Origin of the sequence: Chitinibacter bivalviorum (assembly GCF_013403565.1) — a bacterium.
Taxonomy (GTDB): Bacteria; Pseudomonadota; Gammaproteobacteria; order Burkholderiales; family Chitinibacteraceae; genus Chitinibacter; species Chitinibacter bivalviorum.
In genome coordinates, this window is record NZ_CP058627.1 from 2,636,121 (window position 1) to 2,658,950 (window position 22,830).

Here is a 22,830-nt window from a genome sequence, read left to right on the forward strand (position 1 = left end):
GCCGCCTCCTAAAAGATCACGCCGGAATACAGCACGATATTGGCGTACGGGCTGGCTTCACCAGTACGGATAATGGCGCGGGCATGCTGCGTCAGTTGTTTGAATTGCTCATGCGGCACGTATTCGATTTGCACGCCTTGCTTAGCCATGCCCTCGGCTTGCTCGGCCACCGTCGGATTTTTGCTCTGGCATTCGCTGGCCAAGACCGCGCGTTCCACCTGAAAGTCGGCCAAGATGCTATCGAGCGTGGCGAAATATGAAGGCGTGCCGATTTGCAGTGATAAATCGATGCACTCCACATGATCGGGAATCGGCAAACCGCAGTCGGCAATCACGATGCAATCGGTGTGACCCATGCTCGCCAAAACGCGGCTGATATCACGATTGAGATGACCTAGCTTTTTCATGCTGCGTCTCCTTGCCCAGTTGAAGCAACATCAGCCAGAAACGCCAGCAACTCGGCGCGCGTTGGCATCCCGCCTTGCGCACCTGCTTTGGTTACCGATAAAGCACCTGCGGCACATGCCATGCGGCTGGCTGCGGGCAAACCCAAATCCCAGAATGCCGTCAATGCGCCATTAAAGGTGTCGCCTGCGCCTGTGGTATCCACCGGCGTAACTTTGAAACTGGTTTGCTGCTGTAGTTGGCCAGCGGCGTCGGTAAACCAGGCGCCGTCGCCCCCTGCGGTCATCAAGACTTTGCCAGGCATCTGCTGCAAAGCTTGCTGCCATTCGCTTTCTGGCCGACCCAAGGCCATGCCGAGCTCAAATTCATTGGGCGTCAGTAAAGCCACTTTATCGAGCAGGCTCGCGGGCAAGCGCATCGCGGGCGCAGGATTCAAAATAAAGGGTTTGCAATAGCGTTGCGCCAACAGCGCCGCCATTTCAATACTGGCCAATGGCGTTTCCAATTGCGCAATCACCACATCAGCCTCGATAAAAGCCGCCTCAGCCGCCTCGATATCTGCCGGGCTTAAATGAGCATTCGCACCGGGCACCACGATGATGGCGTTATCACTGCCCGCCAAGGTAATCATCGCAATACCACTCGCGGTATTCGGGCTGGTTTTAATCCATTCGGTGTTAATGCCCTCGGTGCTCAGCGAGTCTTTCAGCTCGCGCCCAAATGCATCGTCACCCACCCGGCCAATCATCGTGACTTGCGCCCCTAAACGGGCTGCAGCCACCGCTTGATTCGCGCCTTTGCCGCCGTGATGCGTGGCGAAATGTTGCCCCAATAAGGTCTCACCCAGCCGAGGAAACTGCTCGACTTGTACGACCAAATCCATATTGATACTACCGACTACCAGAACCTTGCTCATGGCGCCCCCCAGAAACAACTAAAACGATTTAGCAGCAAAATAAAATCTGATGAACAAATGCTAAACCGTTATCAGCACGAAGAAATTGATTTATATCAAATTGATGTAGTGAGAATATATACACTACATCCCTAATATCCCGGCGCTAAACGCCTGCGAAAAACCGCCCAAAATGGCGGCAAATATGGGCCTTGCATGTAGTCCGACGAGAGCAGTTACCAACATCAGTGCTGACTGATTGGCGCACCATCAGATAGACGGTATGAACGAGTTAACACCTTGCCCGTGCGGGGCAGGAATCAATGACCCGCGTCAAAAATTAGAGGGTAGAAAATGCTAAGCTCGCTGATCTCTGGTATTCGAGCGGGGCGCTCAATATCGAGCCTTGATCGTCGCCCCAACTGCAGCGTGGTGCATCGATGAAAATACAGTCTCAAACGGATCTGGCAGAAATCGCGGAATTGCTAGCGCAATGCGCCCTATCGAGCGTAGATCTGGCCGATGGCTCGGCGTACTGGGGCATACGGTATAAAGATGCACTGATTGCGGTGATCGGCATCGAGTTGCACAGCACAACGGGCTTGCTGCGCTCGCTGGCGGTTCACCCCGATTTTCAGCAACGCGGCATCGCCCGCTGCTTACTCAGTGCGCTAGAAGATCATGCCGTCAGCCAAAAGCTAGGGGCGCTGTATTTATTTACAACGACAGCGGCGGGATTTTTTGCCCGTTATGGCTATCAGCAGACCGAACGCGCCAGCGCGCCGAGCGAAATTCAGGCAACGCGCCAATTTGCGGGCCTTTGCCCTGCTAGCGCTAAACTGATGGTCAAACAGTTTGCCTGATCATAGCGGGCGCAATTTGCGGCGCCACCAACGCGTGGCGGCAAGCTTCACGCTCAATATACCCAACCAGAGTATCAACATGGAAACCAACGTTTAAAAGCACTTCATAGAAATACATCGATATGTCCTGCATAAGTGTGAGCCACACACCTGCTACACACTGCCAAGCGTATATTTACAAAAAATAACCCTAGCCTATTGATGAGGCCAGCATAGATGAAGATCGACAATCTATTTCGTGATACCGCCCCGCCCTTGGAAGGCGAGCGTTTTGAGACATTGCTCAGCCACAAAGGGCTGCTGATCGAGCGCATTATTAGCTCGCCGCGCATTGCAGCGACTGAATATATTCAATCGCAAGATGAGTGGGTCGTGTTACTACAAGGTGAAGCCACGTTGGATGTGGCAGGCGAGCAGATCGAATTGAAAGCGGGCGATTATGTCTTTTTAGCTGCGCAAACCCCACATACGGTGCAAAAAGTGAGCGATGGCGCTGTATGGCTGGCGGTGCATTTGCACCATCCTTAGCGCCACAATACAAACAAACAACAAAAGCTTAATGAAAGTTTATTGTACGTAATCATGGGTTTTATATAGGATTGAGATTTGATTCTATTTGATTGAGTACGCGGTCATGCTTCCCCTGTTTTCTTGCTGGCAATAGCCATGAATTGGCCAGCAGTTTTATTACTGCTTTGCACCGCGCTCACCTTACTGCTAGCGTGGCTGACCGCGCGCTTAAAAAAGTTTCCCGCCAAATATCATTACGTCTGCATGCTGCTGGCCTCTGCTTGGTGGAGCGCGATGGCGGGCATGGAGAATATGGTCGTAGCTCCCGCTGACAAGCTCTTGTTTGCCAAGCTCGCTTGGTTGGGCATTGTGGCGGTCCCTAGCTACTGGACGATGTTTGTCTGGTCTTACGTCAAGGGTGCTTATCAAAGCCCAACGCGTCTTGGCAAAGCAGCATTGCTGTTGATGCCGCTGCTGACGGTCGGTATTGCGCTGAGTAACGACTACCATCACTGGCTCTACACCCAAACTGATCCGATCGGCCCTCACTTGGGCGCGGCGATCGTTTACCAACATGGGCCTTGGTTTTATATCTGCGCGCTATTTATGTACGGTTATATGGCGCTGAGTATGTTGGTGATCATCAATGCCCTCGCCCGCGCGAGCCAGCTGCATCGCCGACATTACCTAGGGTTGGCGATCGCGATGTCGATCCCTTGGCTGGCCAATGTGGCCTATGTCACGGGGTTATTTACCGTATTTAATTTTGATCCGACGCCATTTAGCTTTTTAATCATGGGCACGGTGTTTTACTGGCTAATCGCGCACCGTCGGCTGTTTGATTTATTGCCGATTGCACATGATGTCTTGATCGATGCCATTCCCGATGCCGTCTTGGTGATTAACGAAGCCAAACAAATCGCCCAACTCAATCAAGCCGCGCAAGCTTTGCCTGATATGCCGCCCGATGCGCTGGGTTTGCCCTTGGCACAATTACCTTACCTCTACAGCATTTTGCCCTCCTTGTGGGCTCAGCATTTACCTGTTGAAGTCGAGCTCAATCTGGGTGATGCTTATTATGATTTGCGCTCGGTCACCCTCTATTATCAGCAGCACCCGATCGGCCTCTTGCTGGTGTTGCGCAATATTACGCATCACAAACACGTCCACATCGAGCTACAACAGGCGCTAATTTCCTTTGAAGATCAACTCGAATCCAATGCTGTACTGCATCAGCAATTACATGAAGCGGCCATTCGCGACCCGCTGACCGGGCTGCATAATCGACGTTTTCTCGATGAAATCACGCCCAATTTACTCGCCAGCTTGACGCGTAAACAGCAAACCCTGGCCCTTGTAATGATCGATTTGGATCACTTTAAATTGGTGAACGATCAATATGGGCACGCGACAGGGGATCTGGTGTTGCGGCATATGGCGCAATTACTACAACAACTCATTCGGGAAAGTGATTTTCTATTTCGTCTCGGCGGCGAAGAGTTTCTGATCTTGATGCCAGAAACCAGCGCCGAGCTGGCATGGCAGCAATCCAATCTGTGGCGTACCCAGCTTAGCCTATCCCCTGCCGCCATCAGCAGTACGCACGATCTGGCGGTCACTTTTTCCGCCGGCATCTCCGAGCTGGCTGGCGAGAATATGCAGTTAGATCCTGCACTTCTGCGCGCCGATCAAGCGCTCTATCAGGCCAAAGCCCTCGGCCGCAATCGCAGCGAACGGTTGTAAGCGTTATACTCATTCACTCGGCTCAGGCTCTGACACATTCGCTTGCGACACGCATTCACCCCCTTGGTGCAAATAATCAATGGAATCAGTGAATAAGCCGACAAAATTTGCTAATAAGCGCGAGTTTCTACTTTGGTATGCCTCAGTCATCCACTATTCTGAAACTCGTACGCCGTTTTTTTACCAAGGAAGCTGAATGCCGCCTGATGTCCTACCCGCCCTGCTTCGTGCCCAATCTGCTTTTTTAGGTGAGCAGATTGACGCGGCGGCGTGGCCACAGGTTTTGCAAGACCTGATCTTACTGAGCGACAGTGCAGCGGGCTTGCTCGGCGAAGTCAAACATTTGGGGCACGGCACGATCGAGCTGCTTTCTGTCCACCACGGTCGGCAGCAGCCCGGTAGCACGCCAGCGGAACAAACCACACCCACGGTATTTCAATTTAGTAGCCCGCTGTGGCAAGACTTGGTCAATCATCATGTGGCGATTGAAAACCGCGCCCGCAATGCCCCGCAGCTGACTCAAGCGCTCGAAGGCGTCATCCACCATGCAGGCGGCATAGAGCGTTGCATTGGGCTACCCATACAACACCAAGGCGAATTACTGGGTATTGCCCTACTTATCAATTGCAGCAAGGATTACAGAGCAATACTTGCCGATCAATTGGCCCCATTACTGGCCACGATCGCACAAATGATGCTGTTTCAGCGCCAGTGTTTGGCGCGGCGAGCCATTGATGAAATGCATCTGCGGCAGCAAGCCGTTTTGGGCACGCTCAATCAAATTACCGCGCTGTCGCAACAAAACGAGCATGACCTGCTCGGCGCTGCGCTGCGTTTGGCGTGTGAATATTTTGAAGTGCCCTATGGCACCATCGGTAAAATCCAAGACCAGATTTTTCAAATCGAAGTGCAGTATTCGCCCGAACACAATATGCGTGAAGGCCAGCAATATGCCCTCGAGCAAACCTATTGCAGCATTACGTTTGAGCAAGACGATGTGGTCGCGATTTCGATGATGGGGCTGTCACCTTGGGCCGATCGCCGATGCTACAGCACATTTGGCCTCGAAACCTATATCGGCATTCCGATCTGGGTCGATGGCAAGCGCTATGGCACCTTAAGTTTTGCTGCGCGCGAGGCGCACGGGCGCGAATTTGACACAGTCGATTGCGAATTTGTGCGGCTGATGGCCCGCTGGGTTGGCAGTACCTTGGAGCGGGAGCACGCCAATATCGAGCGCAAAATGCTGCTCGAACGCTTTCAGAAGATCGGCAAAGAAGTCCCCGGTTTGATTTTCCAAACCCGGATGAGATCCGACGGCACCAGTGCTTATGAATACGCCAGCGCGGGAATCGAAGACATCTATGGCCTAACCCCAGCTGACGTGGCAAACGATGCCGCGCTGGTCTTGGCGATGGTGCATCCCGACGATATGCCCGGCGTCGTTGCCAGCTATATGGTGGCACTGGAAAACCTCACACACTGGGACACGATGTATCGGGTAAATCACCCAGAAAAAGGCATGATCTGGGTCGAAGGCCACGCCAAACCAGAGCGCACCGCCGAAGGCGACACCGTCTGGTATGGGATTGCCACCGACGTCACGGCGCGCAAAGAAGCCGAGCAGCAATTGCAACAAGCCAAGCTGGCCGCCGAAGCGGCCAACCGTGCCAAGAGCCTATTCCTGGCCAATATGAGTCATGAGATCCGCACGCCGATGAACGGCGTGCTGGGGATGGTATCGCTGCTGCTCGACTCTGACCTCTCGCAACAACAGCGCGAATACGCAGAAACAGTTCGCTACAGCGGCGATGTGTTGCTGGGCGTCATCAACGATATTTTGGATTTCTCCAAAATCGAAGCCGGCCACCTTGAGCTGGAAGAAATCGATTTTGATCTAGCGCGTTTACTCAATGATTTCTCGGCCATGATGGCCTTGCGCCTGCAAGAAAAAGGGCTGCAATACGACTGCACGATCGCCGAAGATGTGCCAACTTTATTGCGCAGCGACCCGGGCCGTTTGCGGCAGGTCTTGATTAATCTGGTCGGCAACGCGATTAAATTTACGGAAAATGGCCATGTGCGCGTCACCGTCAATGTTCATAGCAAGACGGCAGAGGTGGTGAATTTAAGATTCTGCATCAGCGATACGGGCATCGGTATTCCAGCAGATAAGCTCCATCGTCTGTTCAATAGTTTTTCGCAAGTCGATGAGTCGACCTCGCGCCGCTTTGGCGGTACAGGTCTGGGCTTGGCGATTTGCAAGCAGATCGTCACCTTGATGGGCGGTGAAATCAGCGCCCACAGCATCGCCGGGAAAGGCACGGATTTCAGCTTCATCGTCAAAATGTCGCTCGCCCACGCCGCCGAGCGCAGCCGGCCGCGCCGCGATGCCTGCCCGAAAACTCAAAAAGTCTTGCTCGCCGATGGCATTGAAAGCCACCGCGAAGCCTTGCACGAGCTGCTGAGCACATGGGCAGGGCAAGTGCATTGTGTTGATAATGGCGAACAAGCCCTGCGCCATTTGCAGGCGGCGGCAGCGACTGCCGAGCCCTTTACCATGGCCTTGCTCGATATGCATTTGCCGCAAATCGAAGGCTTGGTCTTGGCGCAAAAGATCAAAGACGATAGCGATTTGGGGCATCCACAAGTGGTCATGCTCACCGCAATGGGCGTACGTGGCGATGGGATTCGTGCGCACAGCGCCGGTTGCGCCGCCTACCTGCCCAAACCCGTACAGGCCGATGAATTTTATGCGGTGCTTGAATTAGTACTGCAAGGTGAAGGCGAACAACAACTGGTCACCCGCCACACGCTCAAAGACGTGCAGCCCAAGCCCTATCACGTCTTGCTCGCGGAAGATAACCCGGTCAATCGAATGGTGGCGGTCAAAATGCTGGAAAAACTCGGCTGCACCGTACAAACCGCTGAAAATGGTCGCTATGCCGTCAATGCATTGATGGAAAACGATTTCGACTTGGTGTTTATGGACCTGCAAATGCCGGAAATGGATGGGCTGGAAGCCACTCGCGCCATCCGTGAAGCATCAACGGGGGTCCGCAACCCCAAAATTGCAATTGTCGCCCTCACCGCCAACGCCGTAGCCGAAGATAGACAGCATTGTTTTGACGTGGGCATGAACGACTTTTTGATTAAACCCATCCAAGCAGATGCCCTCGCACGGGCGCTGAAACAATGGGGCCATTAGCGCCGCGACCCGCTACAATCTTTCAAACACCCCTGCTATGCTGCCTCTATCTCATCTAGGCAGGCCATCATGAAAAATATCGCTTTATTATTGCAGGGCGGCGGCGCGCTGGGCGCGTATGAGCTGGGGGTATTGCGCCGTATGCATGAATTAGCAATGCTTCCCGTCAAGATGGTGGCGGGGGTATCGATAGGTGCGGTGAATACGGCGGTCTTGGTTGGCAGCAAACAAGCCGATCCGCTCGCGGCGCTGGAAACGCTGTGGCAAAAACTCACCGTTCCCAAAATCCCGTTTGCACCGCAAATCGTCGAGCAGAATCTATCGCTGTTTGGCAACCCGCATATGTCACGACTGCGCACCGATGTGTGGAATATGGGCAATTGGACGGCGATGTATTCGGCCGACCCACTGCGCGAGCTAATCACCGAGCTGGTCGATTTTGACAAGTTGAACGACTCGGACACCATTGTGCAGCTCTCGGCGGTGCAAATCGAAAGTGGCGAGATCGAAACTTTCACCAATCGCGACGGCCAACGCATCACGATGGATCACGTCATCGCTTCGCTCTCTATCCCACCGATGTTCCCGCCCGTCGAAATCGCGGGCAAGCATTATTGGGATGGTGGTCTCTTTGATAACGCCCCACTGGGCGCGATGATTAATGGCCTGCCTGCCCAGAGCGATGCGCATTTTGTCATCGTTAATTTATTCCCACTCAAAGGTCAGGTGCCTGGCAATCTGATGCAAACGCAAGACCGGATGCTGGAGATTATTTTCTCGAATAAAGTGCTGGGCGATATGGAGCGCATGGCCGATTACAACGGTCTGGCCGAGCTGTACAGCGAGCTGAACCAAGTATTGCCAGCCAATTCGCCGATCCGAAATATGGATGGCTTCAAAGACATCGCCCGCCTGCGCATGTTGCTTAAACCGACCGTGATTACCAATCAGATGCCCGAAGAACAAAGCACCACGCTCGATTTTTCACCACAATCGATCGCGGCGCGCATTGATGCAGGCTATCGCGATGCCTGCGCTCAATTCACCCAAGCGGCGCAAAATGGTAAGCGGTAAATAGTACATAGCCACAGCACTTTGCTTACAATATAATTTCACACAGATCAACGCTACGCTTAGCCAATGGAGATTTGCCTTGTCCAAACGCCACACTCTTGCCGCACTGGCCAGCGCTGTTGTCTTCCTGCAGGCTCACCCCATCATGGCGCAAGATCAAATCGTCAAGCAGGTTCACTTTGCCAAAGGCAGCAGTGGCAGTATCATCAATGACAAAATCAAGGGCTACCAGTTTATTGATTACAAACTCGTCGCCAAGGCGGGGCAGATCATGACGGTGGATTTGAAAACCAGCAATCGCAGCAATTACTTCAATATTCTGCAGCCCGGCGTGCAAGATGAGGCTTTTTTTATCGGCCAGAACGAAGGCGAACACTTCAGCGGCGCACTACCGGCCAATGGTGAATACACCATTCGGGTATATCTGATGCGCAGTGCCGCGCGCCGTAATGAAGCGGCGAACTTTACACTCAATGTGGCGCTGCCAAACCCGCTACTGCAGCCAGTCACGATGCCAAAGTGAGCGGCACGCCCTACCACGCTACCAGCAATCTACGCTGTAACATCAATGGCACAGCGGCCGAATGCCCATTTGGCGTTGAGCGGATCGGCCAAGGCGAGGCGCTGGTGACCATCACGCGTCCCGACAAAATCAGCCGTGTGATTTATTTTGGTAAAGGCAAAGTGAGCTGGTCGGATCAAAGCCAAGCCGAGAAAAATGTCAAATTTCAGTCAAGCCAACAGGGAGACACTCATCTGATCCAGCTCGGCAATGAACATTACGAAATTCCGGATGCAGTCATCTTTGGCGGTTAAGACATCCGCTTGTAGGTGCAAAGCAGTTTGAGTGCCCTACTTTTGCTAACCGTATCGCGGCTTTGCCCGCCCACAGAAACGGAGTCTATTTTATGAAACAGCATCTCACAGCCTTCCTCGGCATTGCTCTTCTCGCCGCCTGTAGCCAAAACCCAGTTACGTCGACACCAACAGTCGCAAAATGTCAGCCCAGCGAGATGGCTGGCAGCTATCGGGTGCAAGAGGCCATCACGCCTGAAGCGAAAGAAGCACTCGCCACTGTACTTGCGCAAATGAATACCAGCGCCAAGCTCAAAAATATCATCGAAGTACGCACGCAGGTGGTTGCGGGCACCAATTACGCGATTACTTTTGAACTTGATAACGGCGAAGTGTGGCATGCGATTGTGTGGCACGATCTACAGGGCAAGTACACGATGACACAGCCCGCAAGCAAAAAACCGTTTGCAGCGCTGTGCCCATAGGGCGCGACCCGCAAACATATTTTGTGGCACAGAAAGGGTATTGCCATCAACATCAAATTTTAATTAATCTTAATGGCAATACATGCATGGGTATATAGAGGCAATTAGCTCGCCAGCTTTAGCCCCATCACCCCCGCGACGATCAAAGTCAGGCAAGCCAGACGGGTGGCGTTCATCGGGTCGCCAAACCAGATGATGCCACCAATCGTCACGCCAACCGCGCCGAGCCCAGTCCAGATCGCATACGCCGTCCCCGCCGGAATATCACGCATCGCCCACGAAAGCAGTGCCATATTCAGAAACGACAACAGCACCGAGCCGAGCATCAGCCAACGACTCGGATGCAATTGCACCAGTTTGAGCGACAGCGCCCAGATAATTTCAGTGAAAACGGCAACAGCCAGAATTAGCCAGCCTGACATCAGAAGCTCCTTTTGAACCCGTAATCGGGCTCGGTCAAGGAGGCTGCCGGAAACCCGCAAGAGGCAGCGCGGCCATTATCGGCCAGATGCATCTATGCGGCAAGCATGTTGCGCGGTGAAAATTACACCTGCATGGCGTAGCAGGTTTTGCCAGCCGATTGGCTTATTGCAAACTGGCTTTGAATTCTTTTTGTAGCGCTTCATATTGCCCATTGGCATGTATGGCTTGCAAGCCGAGCTCAAACCGCTGCGCCAGCCGTGCGCCATCGGGATGTTTTTTGCTAAAGCCGACATAAAATTGCGCGGTATTGACCAGCCCCACTTCCACAATCCGGGCTTTAAATTGCACATTTTTCTGCTGTAGCAACTTGGCCGGTGTGGTATTGACCAAAGCAAACTGCACGCGCCCGGCCATGAGTTTTTTAAACTGCACTTCGTCACTAGGCGAGACGTCTTTTTTGATCTTCGGGTTATTCATAATCAGCGGCGGATAAGTGTAGCCATTGGTGATCGCCACCGAGTGCCCCGGTAAATCGCTGGCATCCAGATGCCGCTGCACGACGCTATCGAGCGCAAAAATCGACAGCCCTTCGGCAAACAGCGGCGTAGTGTGAAAATGATATTCCGACTGATTTTCGTCGTTTTTCTCGATATCAAAACAGCCCGCCAGCGACCCCATCTGCGTCTCTTTCAAGCAGCGAGCAAACGGCACGGCCTGAAATTTCACCATGATGCCCTGCGTTAGCAACGCCGCCGCCACCACTTTGGGCGCAAAGCCCTGAATCTGCGCTTGCCCCGGCGCTAGGTAGGAATACGGCGCCCAATCATCCTCAGCGCCCAACGTAATCTCCTCGCCAGCGCCAACGCGCGCGCAACAGAATGCGAAAATAATCAAAAAGCGGGACATGGCCAAATCCGTCAGCAAAGACCTTACACCGTTATACATAGGGATGCGCACAGGTCAAAGCCGTAAGAATAGAAATCGACGTTTGTCGGATGGCGATTGCCGCCGCAGTGCATGCGGTGAAATGTGCGCCGCTCGCAAAAACAAAAAGCCCGCATACGCGGGCTTTTTGGATAAAACAAAAGCGAGCTGTTATTTTGCAGCTTTACGACGGCGAGCAGCCAACAGGCCTACTAAACCCATGCCCATCAAAGCATAAGTTTCTGGCTCTGGCACTGGTGCAATATTGGTCGCGTCGATGCTCAGAGCATACAGTGGCCAGTTGGCGTTACCACCGTTCACGGCAAAGCTAGGATTACCATAACCTGTTACACCAACATAAAAGGTGCTTGGGCCAGTTGCATGGTGTGAAAGCTGTGAGTCGTAACCAATCCCTGCATCATCATCAAAAGCCAATTTAACGCCGTGCGAATCAAACAAACCAATATAAGGATCGCGGCCATACTGATCTTGGCCAGGGTCAGAATTGAGCGTCAGCAAATTCAATACAAAATTGCCTGTACCGTTCACCGTGAATTTGTAGAAGTCGATGGTATTGCCGCCTGGGATATCTTCATGGCGACCGCCCAATACATTAGTCACATCGCCCAAAGCCAGATTGCCCAGATTTTGCGCAGTAGCAAAACTGTCGTTTGAGCTACCGCCGCCCATTTCATCTTCAAACAAATCAACCGAAGCATTCGCATTCAGCGCCGCAGCCAACATCAGGCTAGTCAGAGTAAATTTCAGCATTTTTTTCTTCCAATTAAGCTTGTTGACGACGACGGCGAGCAGCCAGCAGACCAACCAGACCCATGCCCATCAAGGCATAAGTTTCTGGCTCTGGTACCGGCGCAGTAACGACGTTTAATGTGTAACCAGAAAATGCAGTTGGTGTACCAGTCAACGCGGCAAAGTATTGACCCGAGCCGCTAAAGCTCAAGGTAGAAATGCCTTTTACGCCGGTCGTGGTATTGAGCACAGTGCCCGCGCTGTTAAATACCGACAGCGTGGTGCCAGTTGCATTTTGGCTATCCAAAGACAGCTTGACTGACAATGGCGAAGACAAGGTAAAGCTAAACCAGTCTTCTGATTTAAAGGCACCGAACGTACCGCGGATACCAATAATTTGCAGTGCAGTAGCGCTGCTAAATGAGCCAATATTCTGAGCTTGAGCACGTGAATTATTGCCGGTTTCTTGTTCAAAAATGGCCGCATTAGCCAGACCGCTGGCCAGACCCAGTGCAGCGATTGCGAATTTAAGCGCTTTCATCTTTAACCCTTGGAATGTAAGTTTAGTGTATTGATCCACTTTGGAAGCGATTCTAAAGAAGGATTCATTATTCAGCAAGCATGAAATGTGAATTTATCATTAAAAATCAACATATTATGAAACACTAATACAGCAAAGGATGAAATACCCAGCTGCCAGCAAAATCAAGTCGCGGGCCTGCGCCTATCGCCACCTCACCTTCATCCCCGCTCCAAGCCCGCCTAGCCGCCAGATCTGCAATCGCTGGCATTGATTCGATATAGTGAAATCATCCAGTCCATCGGGGCTCACCATGCCAACTCACCCTCTGCGCCTGCGCATCGCGATCTGGCTTCGTCGCCTGCTCCCTACGCTGTATGTGCTCGGTGCGCTGCTGATCTGGCGCAATTACGCCGCGTCGCCTCGCGGTATGTGGGCGGATATTTGGCTGTACCTCTACACGCTGCCGATCTCCTACCCGCTCAATGTCTGGCTGCTACCTGGCGAGTTTCCGTTTCTCTTAGGCGAGCCGGTGCACGCGCGCAGTCTGTACTTTGCGCTGGCGGTATTGGCATTGGCGGCGGTGATCTGGCTGGGGTGTGATAGCTGGGTACGCTGGCAGCGCAAATAAACTCGTACGGCCAGCAGATGAATAACGGATAAATATTGGGCGTGTTCAGATAAGGTGTTGATAACAAGAATCGTAGGGTGGGTTAGCCCCTTAGGGCGTAACCCACCGTGACGCGACATAAAAAACAGCGTAACGGTGGGTTACGGCTTAGCCTAACCCACCCTACGAATATCGTTTTTCCTAATCAAACCAAGTTTTTTTCAGATCAACACCTAATCTAAAAATGGCCTAAATATTCAGGGTATATGAATAAGAGTCTTTCAATCATTGCAATACATAGCTATACCCTGTCATTGCAATCGAATACCATCCATTGCACACGGTACAATGTGGTGATACAGGGCAGGCACGATCATTCAACGTACCATGCCCCGCTCACAGACACGGCGGCGGGCTAGGCGGGGGCAAATCACCCGCGCTACCCAACCTCATTGCGGTTAACTCTCGCCAACAAACCCTAGCTGCCCTGTATCACCTCACGCAGTTTCACGCCGTTCATAATGCGCATGTATTTCTCAAAATTATCGTTTTTATCAGCGCCATACACCTTAATTTGCGCCAACTCGGCCTCGGTCAGCACCAATTTGGCTTTGATCTTGGTGCTTTGGCTGCCACCGAAATACGATAGCGGTGTATCGAGCACATCCTGACGCATGTGATAGGCCGCGCCAATCAGCAAAACGGTGATCGCAAGCAGGATCAGGGATATTTTTTTAGCTAACTTCATGGTCTCTCTTCTCAGTGAAATCAGGCGCCGTATAAATTGGAATAGGAATCAGCACCAAGCTTTAATGCCAAATCAATTTATCACAGTGGAATTTTCAAAAAAGAGCACAATTACACAAAACTAAGCCTGAATTATTACCATCCCACCCCAAATCCAGCATCCACTCGCCACGGCCAAGCACTGACAATGTCAGTTGCGCCATGTAAGATAGCCGCAAGCTACCACCTCACCGCATTAGGCATCGCAATGGCATTGTTATTGAGCAAGCAAGAAAAATTCCGCATCAAACTGATCTCTATCCTCCTACTCTTCATCGGGCTGGCGCTGATCTTTTTCACCGAGGCCTACCCCATCATTCTGGCCGTCACGCTCTTTCTGCCCGCCATCATCTCGTTCTTTTACGTCAAGCACCTGCTCACCCATCAGCCAGCGCAGTTTCATTTCAACCGTAGCTGCATTGACTACTACTCATCGCTGATGAAACTGGGGCTGTATTTATTAACCGCGGTGTATTTTGTGCTGGACGTGTATTTCTCCGCCGAAAACAGCAACCCCGATCTGCTGATCTCGGGCGAAGTCTCGCAGCTGATCAACAAATTCCTACTGATCTATCTGGCCTCGACGTATTTGGGGATGGATGCAGCGGCGAAGTATTTTATTCGGCGGCATGAAGCGGGGAAATTGGCGGGCCAATAATGGCGGTGGCGGTTTTGCTGCAAGGGCAATAGCGTTTTATGCGGCTATGCCGCGGGTTTTGGTGCGCATTTGCCAGCGCGGTAGTGGCCTGCTGGCGCAGGCGGTGAACCGGCGTTTTCGCCCGCCGGACGAGTTAGGGGTTGGTCTTGCCCAACCCCTAACAACCCCTGCGCGCCCGATCGACGCGAAACCCCGCTTGAAAAAAGCCCGTCAGGGCGCCGCTACAACTCGCGTTGCGCTACCGTCGCAACGCTCAAACACTACGCGGCTTAAAACCCTGACGAACATTTTTCAATCGGCGCGTCTCCACGGGCAATCCGTGCTAACCACGGCAGGGGTATATCCGCCAAAGCCAAACCAGACATAACTTTCAGAGCAACACCAAGGCAGGTATATGCCGCAATGGTAGGTCTGCGTGGATTCCCCTTGCGCTGCGCCGAGCGAGGAACGGGCGGGGCGGGGTTTCGGCGGGGCCTGTTTTGTTAAGCCCCGCCGCCGCCTCGAACCGTCCGCAGCGAGGGCATCGGCGCAGCCGACGCAGATGCGGGTCGCCTTTCTTTGCTGACTTTCTTTGGCGAAGCAAAGAAAGTCAGTGCCGCGGCGCACAGCCGCCAATCCCACTCAAACGCAAAACCACCGCACGCCATGCCGTAGCCTTGGGCCAGACTCGCTTTTCGTCAACAAAGCTAACATTTTTCCATCAAATAGCTGACGTTGATTTTTCAATTAGATAAGATGTTGAAATCCGACGAACGGTAGAGCGTATTCGACGCAAAGCGGCAATACGCTATTGAGGAATTCAATCAATGCACGTGGTACACATACGATGTGCTGCGGTCAACCCATCCAAAAATGGCAAGGGCATTATGAGTACACATAAATTAAATTTCATTAATTACAAATCATTTGAGAATGGGGAGATTGAGCTTAATCCACTAACCATTCTCCTCGGAATGAACAACTCAGGAAAGTCAAGCATTATAAAGCTGATTTTACTAATTAACCAAACAATTGAAAGCGGAAAATTCAGGCAGGTCGGAGAGAAAGTAGATCTTGGAGGCGCAGCAAATCTATTTAGAGATTTAAACACAAAGAATGACATAAAAATTAATCTTTCAATCAGTCAGAACAACATAATACAATCGGAATGTAGCCGCTTTTCTGGCAACGTTATTGATGACTTATATTCGAAGTTATTCCACTTCGACATATATTCGTTTTTCTTGAAAATAGACAAAGCAGACATTAAGTACAAACTAGAGGCTGGAGATATAAAAGGCGCTTTAAATTTACTAATGAAACTCCGGAAGGAATCAGAAGCATTTGCAGACTCACATTCTTACGAAGACGAAACAAAGTCGGCAATTAGATTGATTTTTGAAAGTTCAATTAAAAAAATCAAGTTTTCTCACCTTGCATTTGAAGGGGTCTCCTCAGTCAATTCTATTGAGTACACAATTGCGTTTAACACTATCTCAGGCTTAAATATCAAAGAAATAAAAATAGAATCAGACAACGACAACTACTGGAGCATTCGAAGAGACAAGACAGGAAAGTGGAAACTTATGTCTAGCAATAATAAACTTAACCGAATAAAGAAAATAATTAATATTTCCGATGCAATATCTGTAAACGGACTCATCCCAAAAGCAAAAGAGAAAATAAAGTCTGCAAATATTGCAGCCAATTTAAAAGCGCACAACATAGAATATGCAGAGTTGATATTTCGTGTAATTTATACTGCGGCATTAAATGCAACATCAATATTTAAGGACGTATATCATATACCGCCACTACGCTCTCATCCAGAACGCTACTTCGCAAATGCAGAACAAAACTCAGAGAAAATTCGCACCGATACAAAAAGTGTTGCGGCATACCTAGCAGAGCGACCAGAGCTGAAGGAAAAAGCAAATAAATGGCTTGAAAAATTCAACATAGCCGTAAACACGAAAAAAGTTGATGATTATTTTAATTCAATACAACTAGAAAGCAACGGATTGAGTCTCAACCTTGCTGACGTGGGATTTGGTTATTCTCAAGTGATCCCTGTATTAACTACCTCGATTCTTGCACCAAGAAAGAGCTTAATAATAATTGAACAACCAGAAGTACACATTCATCCAAAGATGCAAGGTGAATTAGCGGACTTTTTTATCGAGCTCGCGAAAGAAGATGGAAAAATATTTATTATTGAAACACATAGCGAAGCTCTTTTAAAACGATTACGGAGAAGAATTGCAGAGTTCGGCGCAACTAATGAATGCACATCATCAAGTAAAGAAAGTAGTACAAAAAGCAGCGCGATCTCAAAGGACAAAGTTGCAATATACATTACTGAAAAAAACAATCAGCTAAGAACATCAACGATTAAAAAATCAACAATATCTTCAACTGGAAATTTTGATTGGCCAAATGATTTTATCGAGAATGACATCGAGGACATTGTTGAATTTATGAAGCTGCAAGGATAAGCCTGAATGAAACAAATTATATGCCCAACCTGCATTTCATACTCAAAAGTAAGTCATTTTTTCACAGCAAATGTTTTCGCAAAAACAGCGGTACCATCAAGCAAAATATTTACCCTCTTGGACAATCAGAATATTATTCTCGACCATTATCACAATGAGATGAAATCAAACCCTAGCGACATGGTGAGAAGCTGGCTCGACTTGATTTCCAAATGCCAGTTGGTTAGAAAGATACAAATAGGAACAAATAACACTGAGATCCAAGCAGTAATTGATGCCGTCATTGAAAACTCAATTGGCCAAAGACGATTCGTCACCACCAAAGAATATGACAATGACTATAAGCACACTCTACTAATTAACAATGTCACACTCATGACCACGAAAGACATAGAAGAGGAAGAAGAATGCGCAGCGCCAATTGCAACTCCCACGTGCAATGAGATTGTTTTAGACATCTGCGACTCATTAATTGAAATGATCCAGCGGAAACAGACGTATAAACTTGAGGATCTACACAACGATAGCCTAGCTCTACGACTTGCAAACTGTCATAAATATCAAGTGTTAGATCAAAGCAGGCAAGGTGAATCAGCTTCAGGGAAGGGTGCGGGTGAACTTGGCATCTTTATCAAGAGTTACTCCGGTAGTCCTTTATCAATAATTGAAGCCGTAAGATCAAACTCTTGTGGAAGAAAAGATGAAAATTTGGCTGCTCATTTATCAAAACTAATGAATAACTACGACCAAGTTGGATTCAAAGCAAATTTTTTCGTAATTTACTGTGAAGCAGCAAGCTTTAATGATTACGCTCAGAACTATGCGAATGAATTTATGAGCCACCTTCATGAAAACTCTAAATATGATGGAGAAAAATATGCTCATAAAGTAACAAAAGATCAAACGCATCTATACACCAGTGTAGAAAAAATAAAGATTTTTAGGTCGACATTTGTCAACTTGGAAACTAACAAAGAACGATATGTATACCAAATCATTGGGGATTTTCACATATAAATAAAACATCGGGACTTCAATTACAAAATTCAATGGAATACCACTGTACGGTGCCCCCCCTCACGGAAAGCAATACCCATGAAAAAGCCCCGCATCGCGGGGCTTTTTCATGGGTATCACTACCAAATCATTACTCAGCAAGCCCTCACGCTACATACCCCACTACGCCACCAAACCCCGCTCGGCCTGCGCCAAGCTCACCCCACGCCGGTTTGTTAAAACCTCAATGCGAGATAAAAGCAAAGGGGTACATTTCTGTACCCCTTTTAAATTAATACTTCCTGATCAATACCCTTGAAGTTACTTGCTTTAGGCCACCTTGCGCTCTGGCACCGCGCTGAGCATGCCTTCAACACTCAGGTGGTAATCAAGCTGCGCCCATTCGATCCCCGTGGCATCGCAAATCAGCGTGTAATCGTTAATCTGCGCCAGTGTGGCGTTCAGCAATTCGGGATACCACGCCAGCGGCGTCGAGATCATTCGGCCATCGACCAGCTCGACGTGCAGGTAGCGGGTATCAACGCTGAGCGTTTTAGCGTGTGGCAAAGTAGGCATCCCATTTCTCCGTAAATGCGTCATTGTGCAGCGCAATTAGCGCCAGCATGGCGCGCTGATCTGCTGGCTTGAAGGTGGAATTGACCAGTCGCAGACTGCCCAGCTCCACCTTGGCAAAATATTCCCCTTTCATCACATGCACATGACGCGGCATGTGCTCGTTGGCGTAAAAAAAGAATTTAAAGCCATTTTCCAGCAGCAGCGTTGGCATTAGCTTACCTCCGTTTAGGCGACATAGCCAAGGTTCGGAGCAAGGTCGCGCTCCGCTTGCGCCAGACTCACCCCACGCCGCTTCGCATAATCTTCCACCTGATCCAGCGTCACTTTCCCCACGCCAAAATAGCGCGACTCGGGGTGGCTGAAGTAGAAGCCTGACACAGCTGCGGTTGGCAGCATCGCGTAGCCCTCGGTTAGCGTCATACCGATGTTGGGTGCGTTTAGCACCTTAAACAATTCCACTTTTGGCGTGTGATCCGGGCAGGCTGGGTAGCCGGGGGCTGGGCGGATGCCGACGTATTTTTCGTCGATCAGCTCGTCGTTGCTCAGGTTTTCGCCGCCCGCATAGCCCCATAGCTCGGTGCGCACGCGGTGGTGCATGTGCTCGGCGAAGGCCTCCGCAAATCGGTCGGCCAATGATTTGAGCAAGATCGCGCTGTAGTCGTCGTTGGCGTCTTCAAACGCTTTGACTGGCGCGTCGATGCCGATGCCGCCGGTGACGGCAAAGGCGCCGATGTAGTCTTTGATACCGGTTTCTTTCGGCGCGATAAAGTCAGCCAAGCACCAGTTCGGTTTCACATCTCCCGTTTTGGGTTTCGGCAATTGCTGGCGCAGATTGTGCCATGTCATGGCGACTTCACCGGTGGCCGGATCGTACAGCTCGATATCGTCGTGATTGACACTATTGGCCGGGAAGAAGCCGATCACGCCAGCGGCAGCAATCCATTTCTCATCAACGATTTTGCGCAGCATCGCTTGCGCGTCGGCGTACAGATGGCGGGCGGCTTCGCCGACCACTTCATCGTTTAAGATCGCCGGATAGCGGCCGTGCAATTCCCAGCTTTGGAAGAACGGCGTCCAGTCGATAAATGGCTCGATGTCTTCGAGTTTATAGTCGGTATATTCACGTACACCAATAAAGCTAGGCACTGGCGGCGTATACGTCGCCCAATCAGGCGCGAACTTATTCGCGCGGGCTTCTTCCAGGCTCACCAGTTTGGTGCGGTCTTTGCTCTCGAAAATTTCACGCGCTTTGGCGTATTCGGCTTTGACTTCGGCGGCAAAGGCAGGTTTGAGATCATCCGACAGCAAGCTAGAGCACACCCCCACGGCGCGGCTGGCGTCGGGTACGTAGATGACTTGGTCGTTTTGATAATGCGGCTCGATTTTCACCGCGGTGTGCACTTTCGAGGTGGTCGCGCCGCCGATCAGCAGCGGGATATCAAAGCCTTGGCGCTGCATTTCTTTGGCGACGTGGCTCATTTCTTCCAGACTTGGCGTAATCAGGCCCGATAGACCAATGATGTCGGCTTTGACCTCGCGGGCTTTGTCCAGAATGGTCTGGCACGGCACCATCACGCCCAAGTCGTGGACTTGGTAGTTATTACAACGCAGTACGACGCCCACGATGTTTTTACCGATGTCGTGCACGTCGCCTTTCACCGTGGCCATGATAATCACGCCTTTGGCGGGCTCATCTTGCAGGCCGAGCGCGATTTTTTCGGCCTCGATAAATGGCTCCAGATGCGCCACGGCGGCTTTCATTACGCGGGCGGCTTTCACCACCTGTGGCAAGAACATTTTACCGGCGCCAAATAGATCGCCGACCACGTTCATGCCGTTCATCAAATGGCCTTCGATGACGTGAATCGGGCGCTCAACGCTGGTACGCGCTTCTTCGGTGTCTTCAACGATGTAGGTCGTGATGCCCTTCACCAGCGAATGCGTAATGCGCTCTTGCAACGGTAGCTCGCGCCAAGCGAGGTCTTCGCCCTTGGCGACATTGGCGTCGCCTTTGAATGATTCGGCCAGCGTGATCAAGGCTTCCGTCGCGGCGAGCGCGTCATCCGTCTGCATCAGCACCACCGATTCAATCGCATCGCGCAGCACCACAGGCACATCGTCGTAGTTTTCCAGCGCGCCGGCGTTGACGATACCCATCGTCATGCCTTGCTTAATCGCGTGGTACAGGAACACGGCGTGAATCGCCTCGCGCACCTTGTTATTGCCACGGAAACTAAACGACACATTCGATACACCGCCGCTCACTTTGGCGTGCGGCAGGTTTTTGGTAATCCAGCCGGTGGCTTCGATAAAGTCGAGGCCGTAACGCGCGTGCTCGTCGATACCGGTGGCGACGGCAAAAATATTCGGGTCGAAAATAATATCGGCCGGGTTAAAGCCGATTTCATCCACCAAGATGCGGTAGGATTTTTCGCAAATCTCAACTTTACGGGCGTAGGTATCGGCCTGACCCACTTCGTCGAAGGCCATCACAATCACGGCCGCGCCGTACATTTTCAGCAAGCGCGCGTGGTGTTTGAATGCTTCCACGCCCTCTTTCATCGAAATCGAGTTCACGATGCACTTGCCCTGCACGCATTTCAGACCGGCCTCGATCACTTCCCATTTGGATGAGTCGATCATGATCGGCACGCGGCTGATATCGGGCTCAGCGGCGATCAGGTTCAGGAAGGTCGTCATCGCCTTGGTGGCGTCGAGCATGCCTTCGTCCATATTGATGTCGATGACTTGCGCGCCGTTCACCACCTGCTGACGCGCTACTTCGAGCGCGGCGCTGTAGTCACCCGCCAAAATCAGGCGAGCAAAGGCTTTCGAGCCGGTCACATTGGTACGCTCGCCGACATTCACAAATAGATCGTTATCGCCGATGTTGAATGGCTCTAGGCCCGAAAGACGACATTTGGCTTCAATTTGCGGCAATTTACGCGCTGGCAAATCCTTCACTGCGGCGTACATCGCCGCGATGTGCGCTGGCGTGGTACCGCAGCAGCCGCCCATGATATTCACCAAGCCCGATTCGGCCCATTCGCGCACTTGCGGCGCCATATCTTCGGGCAGCAAATCATAGCCCGTCGGTGCGAGCGGATTGGGCAAACCGGCGTTGGCGTGGACCGACACGTAGCAGTCGGAAATGCGGCTCATCTCTTCCACATACGGGCGCAGCAAATCAGGGCCGAGCGCGCAGTTCAGACCAAACGAAATCGGGTCGGCGTGGCGCAGCGAGTTGTAGAAAGCTTCGGTCGTCTGACCAGTGAGCGTACGACCCGATTGATCGGTGATCGTGCCAGAGATCATGATCGGCAATTCTTCCTGATCTGGCCGCTCGGCGAAGTATTTCTTGATTGCAAATACCGCAGCCTTGGCATTCAGCGTGTCGAAAATCGTCTCAACCAGCAGAATATCCGCGCCACCTTTCACCAGACCGTCGATGGCTTCGAGGTAGGCCGTCACCAGCTCGTCAAACGTCACGTTGCGGTAGCCGGGGTCATTCACATCGGGGGAGATCGAGCAGGTGCGGCTCGTTGGGCCGAGGACACCGGCACAGAAACGCGGTTTGCTCGGGTCTTTGGCCGTTTGCGCCACGCACAGGTCTTTGACCAATTTGGCGGCGGCGAAATTGAGCTCCCATACCAGCTCTTGCATCTCATAATCGGCCATCGCCGGCGCGGTGCCGTTAAAGCTGTTGGTCTCAATAATGTCGGCGCCAGCGTCGAGGTATTGCTGGTGGATTTCGGCAATGATCTGCGGCTGGGTCAGCACCAGCAAATCGTTATTGCCTTTGACATCGGTATGCCAGTTGGCAAAACGCTCGCCACGGTATTGTTCTTCGGTCAGCTTGTATTGCTGAATCATCGTGCCCATGCCGCCATCGAGCATCAGGATGCGTTGTTCAAGCAGGCTTTTAAGCAGGTTTTGGCGGGTCATGGTCTTTCCAGTTTTGATTCAGGATTGCAAAGCAGCCCGCGATTTTATCACGCCCAGCGCGCCGTGCCGCACATCTAAACATCATCGCAAAATTGGTCTTATCTTGACGCTCATCATAAAACAAGCAATTGCTAATGAACTTTCCTTTGTGACATATTTACTAAGCATTGAAATCTTAACAAACTCTTCA

General features: G+C 51.2%; 22 protein-coding genes and 1 pseudogene. 13 read left to right on the forward strand and 10 right to left on the reverse strand.

The annotated features are described in order from the left end of the window. Positions 1 to 8: 8 nt before the first annotated feature. Positions 9 to 407: a D-ribose pyranase gene (rbsD, locus tag HQ393_RS12510; protein ID WP_179355495.1), complete on the reverse strand. Its 399-nt coding sequence runs from the start codon at positions 405 to 407 to the stop codon at positions 9 to 11. Continuing rightward, positions 404 to 1,321 (reverse strand): ribokinase, encoded by a 918-nt coding sequence (rbsK, locus tag HQ393_RS12515; protein ID WP_179355496.1) that lies wholly within the window; start codon positions 1,319 to 1,321, stop codon positions 404 to 406. Before rbsK ends, rbsD begins: the two co-directional genes overlap by 4 nt. A gap of 419 nt (positions 1,322 to 1,740) precedes the next feature. Here rbsK and arsN2 point away from each other — a divergent pair, with 419 nt between their 5' ends. The 8 genes from arsN2 (at position 1,741) to HQ393_RS12555 (ending at position 9,978) form a co-directional block, all read left to right on the forward strand. Further along, positions 1,741 to 2,163: an arsenic resistance N-acetyltransferase ArsN2 gene (gene arsN2 / locus HQ393_RS12520; RefSeq protein ID WP_179355497.1), complete on the forward strand. Its 423-nt coding sequence runs from the start codon at positions 1,741 to 1,743 to the stop codon at positions 2,161 to 2,163. Between the two features lie 216 nt (positions 2,164 to 2,379). Beyond that, positions 2,380 to 2,691, forward strand: coding sequence for a cupin domain-containing protein (locus HQ393_RS12525; protein ID WP_179355498.1), 312 nt, complete (start codon positions 2,380 to 2,382; stop codon positions 2,689 to 2,691). 138 nt (positions 2,692 to 2,829) lie between these two features. After that, positions 2,830 to 4,416 (forward strand): histidine kinase N-terminal 7TM domain-containing protein, encoded by a 1,587-nt coding sequence (locus tag HQ393_RS12530; RefSeq protein ID WP_179355499.1) that lies wholly within the window; start codon positions 2,830 to 2,832, stop codon positions 4,414 to 4,416. Between the two features lie 196 nt (positions 4,417 to 4,612). Next, positions 4,613 to 7,624: a response regulator gene (locus tag HQ393_RS12535; RefSeq protein ID WP_179355500.1), complete on the forward strand. Its 3,012-nt coding sequence runs from the start codon at positions 4,613 to 4,615 to the stop codon at positions 7,622 to 7,624. 69 nt (positions 7,625 to 7,693) lie between these two features. After that, a complete protein-coding gene (locus tag HQ393_RS12540) occupies positions 7,694 to 8,698 on the forward strand; it encodes a patatin-like phospholipase family protein (RefSeq protein ID WP_179355501.1) in 1,005 nt (334 codons plus the stop codon). A gap of 79 nt (positions 8,699 to 8,777) precedes the next feature. Then, positions 8,778 to 9,221 (forward strand): hypothetical protein, encoded by a 444-nt coding sequence (locus HQ393_RS12545; protein WP_218871156.1) that lies wholly within the window; start codon positions 8,778 to 8,780, stop codon positions 9,219 to 9,221. Next, positions 9,218 to 9,514, forward strand: a complete 297-nt coding sequence (locus tag HQ393_RS12550; protein ID WP_179355502.1) for a hypothetical protein — start codon at positions 9,218 to 9,220, stop codon at positions 9,512 to 9,514. The genes HQ393_RS12545 and HQ393_RS12550 overlap by 4 nt, the downstream gene beginning before the upstream one ends. Before the next feature lie 92 nt (positions 9,515 to 9,606). Next, positions 9,607 to 9,978, forward strand: a complete 372-nt coding sequence (locus HQ393_RS12555) for a cystatin domain-containing protein (RefSeq protein ID WP_179355503.1) — start codon at positions 9,607 to 9,609, stop codon at positions 9,976 to 9,978. A gap of 104 nt (positions 9,979 to 10,082) precedes the next feature. On the opposite strand, the gene HQ393_RS12560 is transcribed toward HQ393_RS12555, so the two are convergent. The 4 genes and pseudogenes from HQ393_RS12560 to HQ393_RS18130 form a co-directional block, all read right to left on the reverse strand. Next, entirely contained in the window at positions 10,083 to 10,400 is a 318-nt protein-coding gene (locus tag HQ393_RS12560) for a DMT family transporter (protein ID WP_179355504.1), read from the reverse strand. Between the two features lie 163 nt (positions 10,401 to 10,563). Continuing rightward, positions 10,564 to 11,307: a substrate-binding periplasmic protein gene (locus tag HQ393_RS12565; protein ID WP_179355505.1), complete on the reverse strand. Its 744-nt coding sequence runs from the start codon at positions 11,305 to 11,307 to the stop codon at positions 10,564 to 10,566. A gap of 189 nt (positions 11,308 to 11,496) precedes the next feature. Next, positions 11,497 to 12,096, reverse strand: coding sequence for a PEP-CTERM sorting domain-containing protein (locus tag HQ393_RS12570; protein ID WP_179355506.1), 600 nt, complete (start codon positions 12,094 to 12,096; stop codon positions 11,497 to 11,499). A 13-nt stretch (positions 12,097 to 12,109) separates the two neighbouring features. Beyond that, a pseudogene (locus HQ393_RS18130) lies at positions 12,110 to 12,208 on the reverse strand (PEP-CTERM sorting domain-containing protein); the annotation flags it as partial. A gap of 700 nt (positions 12,209 to 12,908) precedes the next feature. Here HQ393_RS18130 and HQ393_RS12580 point away from each other — a divergent pair. After that, on the forward strand, positions 12,909 to 13,226 hold the full coding sequence (locus HQ393_RS12580; RefSeq protein WP_179355508.1) for a hypothetical protein: 318 nt from the start codon (positions 12,909 to 12,911) through the stop codon (positions 13,224 to 13,226). A 457-nt stretch (positions 13,227 to 13,683) separates the two neighbouring features. On the opposite strand, the gene HQ393_RS12585 is transcribed toward HQ393_RS12580, so the two are convergent. Next, entirely contained in the window at positions 13,684 to 13,953 is a 270-nt protein-coding gene (locus HQ393_RS12585) for a hypothetical protein (RefSeq protein WP_179355509.1), read from the reverse strand. A 246-nt stretch (positions 13,954 to 14,199) separates the two neighbouring features. Here HQ393_RS12585 and HQ393_RS12590 point away from each other — a divergent pair, with 246 nt between their 5' ends. The 4 genes from HQ393_RS12590 to HQ393_RS12605 all read left to right on the forward strand — a co-directional run bounded on the left by HQ393_RS12590 (position 14,200) and on the right by HQ393_RS12605 (position 18,359). Further along, a complete protein-coding gene (locus HQ393_RS12590; RefSeq protein WP_179355510.1) occupies positions 14,200 to 14,649 on the forward strand; it encodes a hypothetical protein in 450 nt (149 codons plus the stop codon). 866 nt (positions 14,650 to 15,515) lie between these two features. After that, a complete protein-coding gene (locus HQ393_RS12595) occupies positions 15,516 to 17,123 on the forward strand; it encodes an AAA family ATPase (RefSeq protein ID WP_179355511.1) in 1,608 nt (535 codons plus the stop codon). A gap of 6 nt (positions 17,124 to 17,129) precedes the next feature. Then, a complete protein-coding gene (locus HQ393_RS12600) occupies positions 17,130 to 18,140 on the forward strand; it encodes a hypothetical protein (RefSeq protein ID WP_179355512.1) in 1,011 nt (336 codons plus the stop codon). Between the two features lie 78 nt (positions 18,141 to 18,218). Further along, entirely contained in the window at positions 18,219 to 18,359 is a 141-nt protein-coding gene (locus HQ393_RS12605; protein WP_179355513.1) for a hypothetical protein, read from the forward strand. Positions 18,360 to 18,449: 90 nt separating this feature from the next. Here the strand turns inward: HQ393_RS12605 and HQ393_RS12610 are convergent, their stop codons facing one another. The 3 genes from HQ393_RS12610 to metH are packed head-to-tail and all read right to left on the reverse strand — an operon-like array spanning position 18,450 to position 22,640. Then, positions 18,450 to 18,695 carry a DUF2442 domain-containing protein gene (locus tag HQ393_RS12610; protein WP_179355514.1) on the reverse strand — a complete coding sequence of 82 codons (246 nt, stop codon included), beginning with the start codon at positions 18,693 to 18,695 and terminating at the stop codon, positions 18,450 to 18,452. Continuing rightward, positions 18,673 to 18,906, reverse strand: coding sequence for a DUF4160 domain-containing protein (locus HQ393_RS12615; RefSeq protein WP_179355515.1), 234 nt, complete (start codon positions 18,904 to 18,906; stop codon positions 18,673 to 18,675). The genes HQ393_RS12610 and HQ393_RS12615 overlap by 23 nt, the downstream gene beginning before the upstream one ends. Positions 18,907 to 18,920: 14 nt before the next feature. Beyond that, complete coding sequence (metH, locus tag HQ393_RS12620; RefSeq protein ID WP_179355516.1) at positions 18,921 to 22,640, reverse strand: methionine synthase; 3,720 nt, start codon at positions 22,638 to 22,640, stop codon at positions 18,921 to 18,923. Between the last annotated feature and the right edge of the window lie 190 nt (positions 22,641 to 22,830).

What these genes read in the sequence shown, in the direction of transcription:
- HQ393_RS12605 (WP_179355513.1), top strand. Translation starts at nt 18,219, where the DNA reads ATGAAAAAGCCCCGCATCGCGGGGCTTTTTCATGGGTATCACTACCAA.
- metH (WP_179355516.1), bottom strand. Translation starts at nt 22,640, where the DNA reads ATGACCCGCCAAAACCTGCTTAAAAGCCTGCTTGAACAACGCATCCTG.
- HQ393_RS12600 (WP_179355512.1), top strand. Translation starts at nt 17,130, where the DNA reads ATGAAACAAATTATATGCCCAACCTGCATTTCATACTCAAAAGTAAGT.
- HQ393_RS12580 (WP_179355508.1), top strand. Translation starts at nt 12,909, where the DNA reads ATGCCAACTCACCCTCTGCGCCTGCGCATCGCGATCTGGCTTCGTCGC.
- HQ393_RS12525 (WP_179355498.1), top strand. Translation starts at nt 2,380, where the DNA reads ATGAAGATCGACAATCTATTTCGTGATACCGCCCCGCCCTTGGAAGGC.
- rbsD (WP_179355495.1), bottom strand. Translation starts at nt 407, where the DNA reads ATGAAAAAGCTAGGTCATCTCAATCGTGATATCAGCCGCGTTTTGGCG.
- HQ393_RS12540 (WP_179355501.1), top strand. Translation starts at nt 7,694, where the DNA reads ATGAAAAATATCGCTTTATTATTGCAGGGCGGCGGCGCGCTGGGCGCG.
- HQ393_RS12560 (WP_179355504.1), bottom strand. Translation starts at nt 10,400, where the DNA reads ATGTCAGGCTGGCTAATTCTGGCTGTTGCCGTTTTCACTGAAATTATC.
- HQ393_RS12530 (WP_179355499.1), top strand. Translation starts at nt 2,830, where the DNA reads ATGAATTGGCCAGCAGTTTTATTACTGCTTTGCACCGCGCTCACCTTA.
- HQ393_RS12535 (WP_179355500.1), top strand. Translation starts at nt 4,613, where the DNA reads ATGCCGCCTGATGTCCTACCCGCCCTGCTTCGTGCCCAATCTGCTTTT.
- HQ393_RS12565 (WP_179355505.1), bottom strand. Translation starts at nt 11,307, where the DNA reads ATGTCCCGCTTTTTGATTATTTTCGCATTCTGTTGCGCGCGCGTTGGC.
- HQ393_RS12555 (WP_179355503.1), top strand. Translation starts at nt 9,607, where the DNA reads ATGAAACAGCATCTCACAGCCTTCCTCGGCATTGCTCTTCTCGCCGCC.
- HQ393_RS12585 (WP_179355509.1), bottom strand. Translation starts at nt 13,953, where the DNA reads ATGAAGTTAGCTAAAAAAATATCCCTGATCCTGCTTGCGATCACCGTT.
- HQ393_RS12595 (WP_179355511.1), top strand. Translation starts at nt 15,516, where the DNA reads ATGAGTACACATAAATTAAATTTCATTAATTACAAATCATTTGAGAAT.
- arsN2 (WP_179355497.1), top strand. Translation starts at nt 1,741, where the DNA reads ATGAAAATACAGTCTCAAACGGATCTGGCAGAAATCGCGGAATTGCTA.
- HQ393_RS12590 (WP_179355510.1), top strand. Translation starts at nt 14,200, where the DNA reads ATGGCATTGTTATTGAGCAAGCAAGAAAAATTCCGCATCAAACTGATC.
- HQ393_RS12570 (WP_179355506.1), bottom strand. Translation starts at nt 12,096, where the DNA reads ATGCTGAAATTTACTCTGACTAGCCTGATGTTGGCTGCGGCGCTGAAT.
- HQ393_RS12615 (WP_179355515.1), bottom strand. Translation starts at nt 18,906, where the DNA reads ATGCCAACGCTGCTGCTGGAAAATGGCTTTAAATTCTTTTTTTACGCC.
- HQ393_RS12610 (WP_179355514.1), bottom strand. Translation starts at nt 18,695, where the DNA reads ATGCCTACTTTGCCACACGCTAAAACGCTCAGCGTTGATACCCGCTAC.
- rbsK (WP_179355496.1), bottom strand. Translation starts at nt 1,321, where the DNA reads ATGAGCAAGGTTCTGGTAGTCGGTAGTATCAATATGGATTTGGTCGTA.